Genomic DNA, 13,181 nt, shown 5'->3' with positions numbered 1-13,181 from the left:
CGGACGATACCGTTATTTATGCAGTAAAAAAATCGTCGCCAGACCCAGGAAAATGAAAAAGCCGCCGGTATCGGTCAGCGCAGTGATCAGAACGCTGGAGCCGACTGCCGGATCGCGTTTTAGTTTGGTCATAATCAGCGGAATAAGGACGCCCATCAGCGCCGCCAGCAGCAGATTCAGCACCATCGCCAGCATCATGACGCCGCCCAGCGCCGGATTGCCGTACATCGCCCAGGTGACGCCGCCCATAATACCGCCCCAGCAAAGACCGTTAATCAATGCCACGCCCAGTTCGCGCGCGATCAAAAACGAAAAGTTACCCGGTTCGACCTGATGCAGCGCCAGCGCGCGCACGATCATGGTAATGGTCTGATTGCCGGTATTGCCGCCGATCCCGGCTACAATCGGCATCAGCGTCGCCAGCGCCACCAGCTGGGAAATCGTATCCTCAAACAGGCCGATCACGCGTGAGGCGACAAAGGCTGTACAGAGGTTAACCGCCAGCCATGTCCAGCGAGTGCGTACCGCTTTCCTGACCGGGGCAAAAACGTCCTCGTCAGGGTTTACGCCGCCCATCTTACGAATATTGCTGTCGTTCGCCTCGTTAACCAGGTCGATAACGTCTTCGATGGTGACGCGCCCCATCAGCTTGCCTTTGGCATCGATAACGGCGGCAGAGATCAGATCGTAACGCTCAAACGCGCCCGCCGCGTCTTCAGCCTTGTCATCCAGCCGAAAGGTCACCGGCCTGTCGTTCATCACCTCGAAAACCCGCTTGCCGGGCTTGTTCAGCAGAATATCCATCAGCGTCAGCTCGCCCAGCAGCATATTGTTTTCGTCGGTAATAAAAAGCTTATCGGTGCCTTCCGGCATCACTTTCTTCCGTCGCAGATAGCGCTGTACGGTTGCAAGCTTGATGTCGGCCGGTACGGTAACCAGCTTAAAATCCATGATGCGCCCGACGCGGTCGCGGTCGAAATCCATCACTTCCAGCACGCGTGAACGCTGCGCCGGATCGAGCGAGGTCAGCAGCCGGCCCGTTAAATCACGCGATAAATACTTGGCGAGATAAACCTGTTCATCAATATCCAGCGGTTCGATCGCCTGGAGCAGATCGCGATCGCTCATCTCCTCGATCAGGCTTTCCCAGACGTTTTCAGACGCTTCGACCAGCACTTCGCCGCGTCGGTTGGTACCGACCAGCTGCCAGAGCGCCTGGCGTTCCTCTTCCGGCAGCGCTTCCAGCAGGTCGGCGATATCCGCCGCGTGCAGCAGCGGCAGATAGTCTCTCAGCTCCTGCACCTGCTCCTGATGCGCTGCAGCTTCGGCTTCGCTTTGTTTCAGCGGTTTGCGGAGCAGCGTATCCACGAGGTCGTTGTCGTTGAGCAGAAGATTAAGTATACGGTTACGGATTTCAGCAAGCTGCTGAGCATGTGACTGAGCTACAGACATAAAAATTCCCTTGTGTCTGGCAAAAGCGGACAAAGAAGTAAGTATTGCTTAATTTGGGCGGATGAACGGAATAAGTTGCACTTTTTCAGGCGGCCAGGCCGCTATTTAGCGCCGGGGGCAGAGACCGTCGTTTCCTGCTGTTTTTGTTTGTGGTGTTCGATAGCCCCGGGCAGCACATAAAGCAGGCGTGCTGCCAGGATAATAAAGCTGACCAGCAAAACGATCCGGGTCATACGGCTTGTTTTACGCTGTTTTCTGAATGGCATGGCGCGGTTCACGCAAGTTTCCTGAAGTTAGCCCGTAGGCAATTGCACAATTTAGACACAGCGCGGCCGCCAGGTCAATGCCGATCGCCCGAAGGAGAGGGCTTTGTTCAGACGCGCGGCGCGGCGGGTTTACCTCTCAGCTTCCCTGACGGCAGCGAGATTCTGGCAGAGAAAAGCATTGAAAATGATGAAGATCAATTTTAGCCGGAGGAATATGCATAGTATTGCGGATACGCCAGCGCCGGTCTGCTCCGGCCTATCCTGTTCGGGCGTGATCGCCCTGTTATCCAGCGAGTATCATGATCATCACGGCCCGCCTTAACCGCTTCCGTCAAAGCCCCTGGGGGCTTGCCCTTATTCTGCCGGCTATTCTGATGCCGCTCACCACGCAGCTTTCGGTGCGCCTTTGGATGCTGGATGGCTACGTTTATCTGATCTATCTGCCGCTGGCTATGATCATAGCGATGCTGCTGGTGTATGACTGGAAGGCTTTTCCGGGGATAGCAACAGGGCTGAGCCTCTACTATTTTAACCGCTACGCGCCCGGGCCTGCGGCGGCGATCGCCGCCACCTGGCTGTTGGTGCTGTTAAGCGGCTGGAGCGGCTACCGGCTTCAGGTGAAACGGCGCTGGGGCGTCAGCTATGGCGAGCTGCGCCTGATGCCCAACAGGCTGTTCTGGCTGGCTTTTTTTATTCCCTCGCTGTTTGTTTTTATGATGCAGGGGCTGGCGACGGCAGGCCTTGTGCCGCTAAAAGGCTCGATTTTCCCCTGGGAACCGTTTTCGCTGCATACGCTGCTGAATTTTCAGTCCGTGCTGCTGGCTTGCGTCACTATGGTGCCGGTCTGCTATCTGGTCGTCCGCAGCCTGCGCAGTCCGGGCTATCTGCGGCTGACGATCTTTCGCCTTCGCCAGCAGTTTTCACCCGAGGTCAGCAAAACGGAAGGCGTGGTATGGACGCTGCTGTTGGCGTTTCTGTTGACCATGCTGCTTCAGGTCGCGCCTGGCCGGCAGAATCTGTTGGCAACCGAATACGGTTTGCCCCTGATGCTGCCTTTAATGCTCTGGGCAGCGATGCGTTTCGGCTATCTTTTTACCGGCCTGCTCTGGGCGCTGCTGCTGATGGTGCTTTATCAGCTGCGCGATCGTTTTCTTCATCCGGATACCGGGCCTTATCAGCTGGCGGTTATTTCAGCCAATCTGCTGGTGTTCAGCCTTAGCCTGCTGCTGATGGCGGCTATCACCACGCGCCAGCGCCGCACGCTGGCCAGAACCAAAGCGGCGGCGTTAAACGATCCCGTCATGAACCTGCCTAATCTGCGCGCGCTGAGCCTGGCGCTGGCAAACAGCCCCGGCTCCACGCTCTGCTTTCTGACTATCCCCGATCTGGATCGCCTGAGCCGTATCTATGGACTGCGCCTGCGTATTCATTATAAAAGCAGCCTGGCCGCCCATTTGAAGCCTGAACTTCAGCCGGAGGAAGACGTTTATCAGCTCCCCGGCTTCGATTTAGTGATGCGGCTGGAAGGGAGCGGGCAGCTGGCGCGGATTGAAAAGATCACGGCCCGGCTGAAAGATTACTGCCTGAGCTGGGACGGCCTGCCGGTGCATCCCGGTATCGGCGTCAGCTATTGCAGCGTCCTGCCGCCGGTCAATCATCTTTATGAGCTGCTCGGCGAGCTGAGCGGCATGGCGGAGCTCTCGCTGACCAGCGGCATAACGGAGAACCTGCAGCAGAAAATGACGCAGCCGGTGCAGTACCGCATCAGCAAAAAAATCGCGCTGCTGAATACCATCCAGCAGGCGCTAAAATCCAACGGTTTCCAGCTGATTGCGCAGAGAATTTGCGGCGTGCGCGGCGACGACTATCACGCGGTCTGGCTTGCTTTGGAAAACGACCATCGCGAACCGGTACCGGCAACAGAGTTTTATGCGGTCATCAACGAGTTCGGCTTAACCTGGGAGCTGGACTGCTGGCGGTTGCGCCAGATCCTCTCTTTTATCAACCAGCATCGGACAAGGCTGCCCGGGATCCGCATTGCGACGGAGCTTTTCACCCTTAGCCTGTGCAGGCCGGGGCTGGCGAAAGAGATACAGGCGATGTTACAGGATTACTGCGTTGAGCCGTGGCAGCTGATCTTTTACGTGGAAGAGTCGCCGATGCTGACGCCGCACGGCGGTGGCTATCGGGCCATCGACCAGCTGCGCTATCTGGGTTGCCGCGTCGCTATCAGCAACTTTGGCCACGGCTACGGCAGCTACGCGCTGTTAAAGCAGATCGAAGCGGATATGCTGCGGCTTAACGGCGAGTTTGTCCGCAATATGTTTAATAACAGCCTGGATTATCAAATCATTGAATCAACCTGCATTATGGCCCGGCTGAAAAAGATGCAGATTGTGGCGGCGGATGTGGAAACGCAGGAGGCAGACACTCTGCTGCGCAAGCTGGGCGTGGATTACCTTCAGGGCGCGCTGTACGGCGAAGCAAAGCCGCTGTATTCGCTGGTGGAGAAGGACGAGGCGCCTCCGCAGAGGCTGCCCGACTAGCCGCTACTCTTTCACCCGTTCTTTTTGCGCCAGCAGCGTGGCGAAACGCAGCGAAATGCGGTTGCCGTGCTCGTCCGTGCGGTGCAGCTGGCCGACATGCTCGTTATATTTCACGATCCGCCATTTGCGATAGTACTCGCTCAGCTCGCCGGATTTAAACGTGAAGGGGAACAGCGAACACGGATAGTCCTCCGTGTCCATCGCCGAGACAATCAGGTTATAGCCGCCCCGTACCGTGCTGGCCTGCATATCGGCAATCAGCTGCGGAATGGCTTCCGGCTGTAAAAACATCATCACCACGGTAGAGAGCACCAGCTCGTAAGCGCCGTTAAACCTCACATCATTAAGATCTTTAACCGCCGTGTGAATGCCGCTCAGCTGCTCTTCCGCAATAATTTGCTCAAGACGCGCCGGATTGCGATCCCAGGCGGTTACCTCAAATCCCTTCAGATGAAGATAAAGCGAATTCCGCCCGCTGCCGCAGCCCAGATCGAGCGCCCGACCGCCGGGCGCTATCTGACTAACGGCCGCCACCACTTCAGAGTGCGGGGCGGTAAGCTGATACTTTTCGGTGTAGTAATGGTCGGGCTTCTGGTTCATTCATCGGACTCTTTGATCGTCAGCTGCCAGCCGGTCACCTCTTTCCAGTAGCTCTGTTCGCGTTCCAGATCGAGCTGAACCAGATTGTTCTGGCTAAAGTAATCGCGGGGGAAGGTCAGCGTCCAGTGGCCGTCGTCCGTCTCCAGCAGCAGCGAATCGGGCGTCGAAGTCGCCTGGCGCTGATTGTTCAGCAGCGTGCCCAGCCGCAGCAGAAACACCAGCGGCAGAAACTGCTTTTTCTTGTACAGCGTCAGGCGCGGCAGCTCGTCCACCTTCACCGCTTTGCGATGCCAGCGTACCAGCGTCGCCAGCAGCGTTTGCTGATCCTGATTAAAGCCCGGCATATTGGTGTTTTGCAGGATATAGGACGAATGGCGATGCAGGCCGCTATGGTTGATGGTCAGCCCCACCTCATGCAGCATCGCCGCCCATTTCAGCAGCGCGGCCAGCTGCGGATTCGCCTGCTTAGGATTTTGATCCCGCCACTGGACGTAGAGCTGTTCGGTGGTGTCCAGCACGCGCCGGGCCTGGTCGCTGTCGATGGCGTAGTGGTTCGCCATGCTCTGCGCGGTACGGCTGCGAATATCCTGATGGCGGAAGCGGCCCTCCATCTCATAAAGCACGCCTTCGCGCAGCGCGCCGTCGGAAAGCCGAAGCTCGCGGATAGCCAGCGCGTCAAAGACGCCGCAGAGAATAGCCAGGCCCGGCACAAACACCACCTTACGCTCGTCGGAAAGGCCCGGCAGGCTCAGGCTGTCGAAAGACTTATGCTTAATCACCTCGTCATAAAGACTCTCCAGCCGCTCTGGCGTAATCAGCTTGTCTTTCTCGCCCATCGCCTGGAGCACTTCCACCGTGGCTTTGATGGTGCCGGACGCGCCCAGCGCGTACTGCCAGCCGTGCAGGCGATACTGCCAGGAGAGCGTTTCCAGCTTTTGCGTGGCGGCCAGCCGCGCGCGGCGGAAATTCTCTTTGCTGATGGCGCCGCCGGGGAAATAGAGATTGGCGAAGCTGACGCAGCCCATGCGGCGGCTTTCCACCAGTTTGGGTTCGAAATCTTCACCGATCACCAGTTCGGTCGAGCCGCCGCCGATATCGATCACCAGCTTGCGGCCTTTTTCAGGCTGGGTGTGCTCCACGCCCATAAAAATCAGGCGCGCCTCTTCCTGCCCGGAAATAACTTCAATCGGGTAGGGGATGACGTCCGCCGCGCGCCGTAAAAAGTCTTCCGCATTCACCGCCTGGCGCAGCGTGTGGGTGCCGACGATGGTAACGTTGGCCGCGCTGAAGCCCTGCAAACGCTCGGCGAACAGCGCCAGACAGCTCAGGCCGCGTTCAATCGCCTCTTCGGCCAGCACGTTGTTGTGATCCAGGCCGTCGGCCAGATGCACCCGTTGTTTCAACCTGCCGAGCACCTGCATGGCGCCGTCCACCACGCGGGCAATCACCATATGAAAACTGTTTGAGCCCAAGTCGATGGCGGCGAATTCCTGGGGTTTGGGCGTACTTTTCTGGGATATTGGCATAGTGGTTAGTCAGGTTGTTCCAGAGATTTAATGTAATCGTAAATAGCCAGCTGCGCGCGCACCTTACGGCGGTTGCCGCGCGGAACGTAACGGTTGCTAAGCTCTTTGTCTACGAAGCGCGCCTTAAGCGTATCACTGAAGAGGATGCCAATAATATCCAGCACCCGCTGTTTCAGAATAGGGTCAAGGATGCAGCAGGCCACTTCAATACGGTAATCGATATTGCGTGTCATCCAGTCGGCGGAGGAGAGGAACACTTTTTTGTCGCCGCCGTTATCGAAAATATAGACGCGATCGTGCTCCAGATAGCGATCGACAATGCTGATCACGCGGATATTATCGCTGATGCCTTCCAGATTGGGGATCAGCGAGCACATGCCGCGCACCAGCAGGTTAACCTTCACGCCGACGCTGGAGGCGGTGTAAAGCCGATCCACCAGGCCTTTATCGACCAGATTGTTGATCTTCAGCGTGATGCCGGCCTGAATGCCTTTCTGCGCGTTGGCTATCTCGTTATCAATCAGCTGATAGAGCATCTGGCGTGAGTTCTGCGGCGACACCATCAGGTGCTCGAAACTCACCGGGCGATAGGGGTTTTCGATAAAGTTAAAGACGCGTCTGACCTCGTTGGTGATGCGGGCATCTGCGGTCAGTAAGGAGTAGTCGGTGTAAATCCGCGCCGTTTTTTCGTTGAAATTGCCGGTGCCGATATGGGCGTAGCGGACGATCTCGCCGTTTTCACGACGGGAAATTAAAAACAGCTTGGCGTGAATTTTCAGGCCCGGCGCGGAGAAAATCACGTGCACGCCCGCTTCCGTCAGGCGTTTCGCCCAGTGAATATTCGCCTCTTCGTCGAAACGCGCCTGTAGCTCCACCACCACGGTGACTTTTTTACCGTTATAGGCCGCGTGGATCATCGCATCGATAATGCGTGAATTCTTCGCCACGCGGTAAATGTTGATCTTTATCGCCAGCACGGCAGGGTCGAAAGAAGCCTGGCGCAGCAGCTCCAGCACGTGCTCAAAGGTGTGATAAGGATAGTAAAGCAGCACGTCGCGATTGCGGATGGCGTCAAAGCCGTTGCGGAAGCGGTCAAACCAGATGTGGCGCAGCTGCGGCAGCGGTTTGTTGACCAGATTGGCCTTGCCGACGTTCGGGAAGCCGATAAAGTCTTTAAAGTTATGGTAGCGGCCGCCGGGCACGATGGAGTCATAGTTGCTGATGTTCAGCTTCTTGCTGAGCATCTCCACCATCGCGTCGGGCATATCGCGCTGATAGACAAAGCGCACCGGCTCGGCGGTCAGGCGCTGCTTCAGGCTGGAAGACATCAGCTCCAGCAGGCTGGACTCCATTTCGGTGACCAGGTCATATTCCGCATCGCGGGTCATCTTCATCGAATAGGCGTTCAGCGCATCGTAATCAAAAAAGCCGCGGAAGATATCGCCCAGACAGTAGCGCAGAATGTTATCCAGCAGGATCATCGGTTTGCGGCGGCGCGGTGTTTCCGGCGGCAGGTTGACAAAGCGCGGCACCTTATCAGACGGGATCTCCAGCAGCGCATAGTCAATCTTTTCGCCGCGAATAATCTCTACCGCCAGATAGGTGTAGTCGTCTTTCAGAAACTCAATCAGATCGGTGTCGGGATAAACCAGGATCGGCGTAATGTGCTGCCGCAGCTCGTGTTTAAAATAGTGCCGCAGCCAGCTTTGCTGATTGGGAGAGAGCTGACGTTCGTTGATCAGAAAAATTTGGTTGCGCGCCATTTCCAGCAGCAGATCGTTATACAACCCGTCAAATTCCTGATCGGCTTTCAGCACGCGCGCCTGGATTTTTTTCAGCAGATGGCGCGGCGTGTCGGGCGAACCCTGTTCTTCCCCAATCAAAATGCGGCGTTTCAGATCGGCGAAGCGGACTTTATAAAACTCTTCCAGATTATTGGAGTAGATGCCCAAAAACCGCATCCGTTCAATCAGGGGATTGGATTTGTCCGCCGCTTCCTGTAAAACGCGCTCATTAAAGGATAACCAGCTTAGTTCTTTCTCTATATAAAGCTTTTCCTGACCCATTTTTACTCCGTTCCACAGATCCTGTAAAAAACCAGGCATTGTCTCGGGGCATTATGACGAGAGTATGACAGCCCTGTCTATGGCGAATCCCGATTGTCTTATTAGCCACATACGGGCAACATAAGGCGCTTAAGCGCATTTTATAGCGAAGACTGGCATGAACCCAATTCCCATTCCTGCACATTATAACGATCGGCGGCGGCAGTTTATCGATCGGCTGACCCGACGCGTGGTGATGGCCTGCGGACTGGCGATTTTGCTGGTGATGCTGCTGCTGTTCGTCTGGCTGATCTGGGTGGTGGTGCCGCTTTTTTCGTCGCCGACGCTCGGCAGCGTTAGCCGCATTGCGCTGGATCAGGACCAGCCGGCCGTAGCAATGGGCATGGACGCGCAGCAGCAGTGGGGATGGCGTATTGACGCGCAGGGCAGGGCGGAATTCCTTTCGCTGATGAATCAATCGAAAGTGCCTGCGCTACGGCTGGCGCAGGGCCGCGTCGCCGTTGCGACGGATAACGACAGCGTCCTGCTGAAAAGCGCCGCCGGCCTGACGCTGGTGCAGCCCGACTTCAGCGAAGCGGAGCCGCGCTGGAAGTTTCCGCTGGGCGACCAGCCGCTGGGCGGCAATCCCGACGCGAAGGTTATTGCGCTGGCGCAGACGGCGGAAAACCGCTGGCTGGTGGCCGAGGCCAGCGCCACGCAGATCACGCTTTACCGCTTTCAGCCGCTACAGGCGACGGCAAGCTTCAGCGTCAGCGTGCCGGACGTCAGCCAGCTGATGATTTCGCCCGATGGACGGCTGCTGTACGGCCTTGCCAAAAACAGCCTGCGCGTCTGGCGCATCACCGACGGCGGTCTGACGCTGCGCGAATCCCACACCTTACTGCAACAGCCGGAACGGCTGGCCCAGCTCAGCGGGGGCAGCACGCTGCTGATGGCTGACCACGACAGCATCACCCAGTGGTTTGATATCGCCAGCGCGACCGGCCCGCATCTGAACGCTATCCGTGCTTTCCATCACGCCAGCAACCAGCCTCTGCTGTTAAGCGAGGCGCATCGCCGCGTGTTCGCTACCTTAAACCCGGCGGGCGAATTTAAGCTGTTCGCCAGCAAGCAGGAAGGCGTGGTGCTGCGCAGCCAGCTCGATCCCGGCGTGCTGAACGCGGCCTTTGCGCCGCGCGGCGACGGGCTGCTGGTGGAGCGACAGGGCAGCTGGCAGCATTATCACCTCAGCAACCCCTGGCCGGATATCAGCTGGCGCAACCTGTGGCAAAAAGTCTGGTATGAGCACTATCCGCAGGCGGACTACGTCTGGCAGTCCACGTCGGCCAACGACGATTACCAGGGCAAGTTCAGCCTGGTGCCAATGGTGGTCGGCACGCTGAAGGCGGCGGGACTGGCGATGCTGTTCGCCACGCCGCTGGCGCTGGCCGCCGCTATGTATACGGCCTGGTTTATGGCGCCCGCGCTGCGTCGCTGGGTAAAACCGGCGATAGAGATGATGGGCGCGCTGCCCAGCGTGGTGATCGGGCTGATTGCCGGGCTGTGGCTGGCGCCGCAGCTGGCGGATCGCCTGGCGGGCGTGCTGCTGTGGCCGCTGGCGCTGGCCGCCGCGCTGCTGCTGTGCAGCCACGTTTCACAACGGCTGCCGGAAAAATGGCGCAGGCGGCTGTGCGGCGAAGGGCGTGAAATCTGGATTTTACTGCCGGTACTGCTGCTGGTGACGCTGGGCTGCCTCTGGCTGCTGCCGATGCTGGAACACCGCGTGCTGGGCGTCAGCCTGGCCGACAGCCTGTGCGGCGGCTATCAGCAGCGTAACCTGCTGATCGCCAGCGTGGCGATGGGCTTTGCGCTGGTGCCGCTGATCTTCACCCTGGCCGAGGACGCCATTTTCAGCGTGCCGCCGTCGCTGGGGCAGGGATCGCTGGCGCTGGGCGCGACGCAGTGGCAAACCTTAACGCGCGTTGTGCTGCCGGGCGCGTCCGCCGGTATTTTTGCGGCGCTGATGATCGGCTTTGGCCGGGCGATAGGAGAAACCATGATCGTGCTGATGGCAACGGGCAACACGCCGGTGACGGAAGGCGGATTATTACAGGGCGTACGCACGCTCTCCGCTAACGTGGCGATAGAAATGCCGGAAGCCGCTGCAGGCAGCGGCCATTATCGGGTGTTGTTTCTGAGCGCGCTGGTGCTGCTGGTCTTTACGCTGGTGGTCAACACCCTGGCGGAGCTGGTGCGTCAGCGGTTGCGTCAGCGCTTCAGCCAGCAGGAAATGCAGGGATGAGCGCCGTTAGCCGCAATCATCGCTGGCGATGGCTGACCGGCGGCGCGGTGGCGCTGAGCCTGTTGGCGTTTCTGTTGCTGATCGCGCTGCTCGGCTGGTCGGCCATGCGCTACTTCTGGCCGCAGCCGGTGACGCTGTTTACGGTGGATCATGCGCCGCAGACGCTGGGTGAAATCGCCAGCTCTCAGGGCGTCCCGCGCGAGCGTCTCGAGGCCAGCGGCGCGCCGCTGCCGGATAATCTGCCGGAACACGTGACGCGTTACCTGATTAAAACCGGCAACCGCGACTTCAGCGACAGTGATTTTCACAGCCTGCTCAGCAGCGATATTATCGCGACGGAGCGGCCAGGCAACGTTATCGCCCTGCAACGTCGCGTCGGCGGTATGGCCTACGGCTGGTTTGACGGCCTGCGCGAAAACGGAAGGCCGCTGGTGGCTGCCGATATGATGCGCGTGCTACAGCAGCGGATTAAAGAGACGCGGCAGCGCCAGCGGCAGGCAGAAAAAATTCGCCATGTGGCGCTGGCGCGGCTGAACAGCGAAATGGAGCAGCTGGATCGTAAACGTCAGCGCCTGGAGCAGGAGCAGCGCTATACGCCGCAGGCGCAGAGCATCTGGCAGGCGGACAGCGCCGAGCTTCAGCGGCAGTTTCGCCAGCAGGCGCAGGCGCTGACCGGACTGAGCCAGGAGAACGAAGGCACCGTGCTGGTGCTGCGCGACGTCACGGGATCGCAGCATCTTATTCCGCTGACGCAGATCCTGGCGGCCTGGTATCCCAACGCCATGAGCTACGGCGAAAAGTGGCGCCATTTTGGCTCGCAGCTGTGGCATTTTGTCAGCGGCGCTTCCGGCGGCAGCCTGGGCGAAGATGGCGTATTTCCGGCTATTTTCGGCACGATTTTAATGGTGCTGCTGATGTCCGTGGTGGTGATGCCGCTTGGCGTGGTGGCGGCGATCTGGCTGCATGAGTATGCCGGCAACGGTTTTCTTACGCGTCTTGTGCGCATCGCGGTAGTCAATCTTGCTGGCGTGCCCTCCATCGTTTACGGCGTGTTCGGGCTGGGCTTTTTTGTCTGGCTGGTCGGCGGCAGCCTGGATCGGCTGTTCTTCGCGCACGCGTTGCCCAATCCCACTTTCGGCACGCCGGGCCTGCTCTGGGCGTCGCTGACGCTGGCGCTGCTGACGCTGCCAGTGGTGATTGTCGCCACGGAAGAGGGGCTGTCGCGCATTCCGCAGACGCTGCGGCAGGGATCGCTGGCGCTGGGCGCAACCCAGGCGGAAACGCTGTGGCATGTGGTTTTGCCGCTGTCGATCCCGGCGATGCTGACCGGGCTGATCCTGGCGGTGGCGCGAGCGGCAGGCGAAACCGCGCCGCTGATGCTGGTTGGCGTGGTGAAAATGGTGCCGGAGCTGCCGGTGGATGCGGTTTTTCCCTATCTGCATCTTGACCGCAAATTTATGCATCTTGGCTTCCAAATCTACGATCTGGCGTTTCAGAATCCCCACGCGCAGGCGGACAGGCCGCTGGTTTTCGCCACGGCGCTGCTGCTGGTGCTGATTATTCTGGCGCTGAACCTGCTGGCGATGGCGCTGCGCCACCGGCTGCGTGAACGCTACCGCGCGCTGATTAATTAATGGAGAAGAGCGTAATGCCAAACGAGCAGGACACCGCGCTGGAGGTGGAGAACCTTTCGCTGTGGTATGGCGAGAAACAGGCGCTGAAGGCAATCGATCTGCGCGTGCCCAAAAACCGCATTACCGCGCTGATTGGCCCGTCGGGCTGCGGTAAATCGACGCTGCTGCGCTGCTTTAACCGCATGAACGATCTGATTGACGGCTGTCGGGTTACGGGCGATATCCGCCTGCAGCAGCAGTCGATTCTGGGCGGCAATGAGGATCTCGCGGCGCTGCGCAGAAGGGTCGGCATGGTTTTTCAGCGGCCAAACCCGTTCCCCAAAACCATCTATGAAAACGTGGTGTACGGGCTGCGTCTTCAGGGCGTACGCGACAGGCGCGTGCTGGACGAGGCGGTGGAAAGCGCGCTGCGCGCGGCGGCGCTCTGGTCAGAGGTAAAAAACAACCTCTGGCAGAATGCCTTAACGCTCTCCAGCGGCCAGCAGCAGCGGCTGGTGATCGCCAGAGCCATCGCCATCGAACCGGAAATTTTGCTGCTGGACGAGCCGACCTCGGCGCTCGATCCGATCTCCACGCTGGTGATTGAAGAACTGATGAGCACGCTGAAACAGCATTTCACGCTGGTGCTGGTCACGCATAATATGCAGCAGGCCGCGCGCGTATCCGACTATACCGCGTTTATGCATCACGGCAGCGTGGTGGAGTTTGACGAAACGGACAGGATTTTTACCGCGCCGCGCCAGCGACGCACAGAGGATTATATTACGGGACGCTATGGCTGAATAAAAAAGGGAAACGCCGGTTTCCCTT

Annotated in this window: 9 protein-coding genes; 4 read left to right on the top strand and 5 right to left on the bottom strand. The window is 58.7% G+C overall.

Annotation, left to right across the window (positions count from 1 at the left end):
• Positions 1-12 precede the first annotated feature (12 nt).
• On the bottom strand, positions 13-1,452 hold the full coding sequence (gene mgtE, locus QCD69_RS10995) for a magnesium transporter (protein WP_125289544.1): 1,440 nt from the start codon (positions 1,450-1,452) through the stop codon (positions 13-15).
• Positions 1,453-1,553: 101 nt separating this feature from the next.
• Positions 1,554-1,730, bottom strand: coding sequence for a YfgG family protein (locus QCD69_RS10990; protein ID WP_125289545.1), 177 nt, complete (start codon positions 1,728-1,730; stop codon positions 1,554-1,556).
• Between the two features lie 287 nt (positions 1,731-2,017).
• Here QCD69_RS10990 and QCD69_RS10985 point away from each other — a divergent pair, with 287 nt between their 5' ends.
• A complete protein-coding gene (locus QCD69_RS10985) occupies positions 2,018-4,264 on the top strand; it encodes a sensor domain-containing phosphodiesterase (protein WP_253459372.1) in 2,247 nt (748 codons plus the stop codon).
• A gap of 3 nt (positions 4,265-4,267) precedes the next feature.
• On the opposite strand, the gene tehB is transcribed toward QCD69_RS10985, so the two are convergent.
• The 3 genes from tehB to ppk1 are packed head-to-tail and all read right to left on the bottom strand — an operon-like array spanning position 4,268 to position 8,456.
• Positions 4,268-4,864: a tellurite resistance methyltransferase TehB gene (gene tehB / locus QCD69_RS10980; RefSeq protein WP_253459374.1), complete on the bottom strand. Its 597-nt coding sequence runs from the start codon at positions 4,862-4,864 to the stop codon at positions 4,268-4,270.
• A complete protein-coding gene (gene ppx, locus QCD69_RS10975; protein WP_253459376.1) occupies positions 4,861-6,390 on the bottom strand; it encodes an exopolyphosphatase in 1,530 nt (509 codons plus the stop codon). The genes tehB and ppx overlap by 4 nt, the downstream gene beginning before the upstream one ends.
• Before the next feature lie 5 nt (positions 6,391-6,395).
• Complete coding sequence (gene ppk1, locus QCD69_RS10970) at positions 6,396-8,456, bottom strand: polyphosphate kinase 1 (RefSeq protein WP_253459378.1); 2,061 nt, start codon at positions 8,454-8,456, stop codon at positions 6,396-6,398.
• Between the two features lie 157 nt (positions 8,457-8,613).
• Here ppk1 and QCD69_RS10965 point away from each other — a divergent pair, with 157 nt between their 5' ends.
• Genes QCD69_RS10965 through pstB form a run of 3 tightly spaced genes read left to right on the top strand, consistent with a single transcriptional unit; the run spans position 8,614 to position 13,153 of the window.
• Positions 8,614-10,737, top strand: coding sequence for an ABC transporter permease subunit (locus QCD69_RS10965; RefSeq protein WP_301252012.1), 2,124 nt, complete (start codon positions 8,614-8,616; stop codon positions 10,735-10,737).
• A complete protein-coding gene (gene pstA / locus QCD69_RS10960) occupies positions 10,734-12,371 on the top strand; it encodes a phosphate ABC transporter permease PstA (RefSeq protein ID WP_301252011.1) in 1,638 nt (545 codons plus the stop codon). Before QCD69_RS10965 ends, pstA begins: the two co-directional genes overlap by 4 nt.
• Before the next feature lie 14 nt (positions 12,372-12,385).
• Positions 12,386-13,153 (top strand): phosphate ABC transporter ATP-binding protein PstB, encoded by a 768-nt coding sequence (pstB, locus tag QCD69_RS10955; protein WP_301252009.1) that lies wholly within the window; start codon positions 12,386-12,388, stop codon positions 13,151-13,153.
• Positions 13,154-13,181: the final 28 nt, after the last annotated feature.

The organism is Erwinia sp. PsM31 (assembly GCF_030433775.1).
In the GTDB taxonomy this organism is placed as follows: domain Bacteria; phylum Pseudomonadota; class Gammaproteobacteria; order Enterobacterales; family Enterobacteriaceae; genus Erwinia; species Erwinia aeris.
The sequence above is the reverse complement of the archived record's forward strand: the minus strand, read 5'-3'. Positions and strand labels throughout refer to the sequence as shown.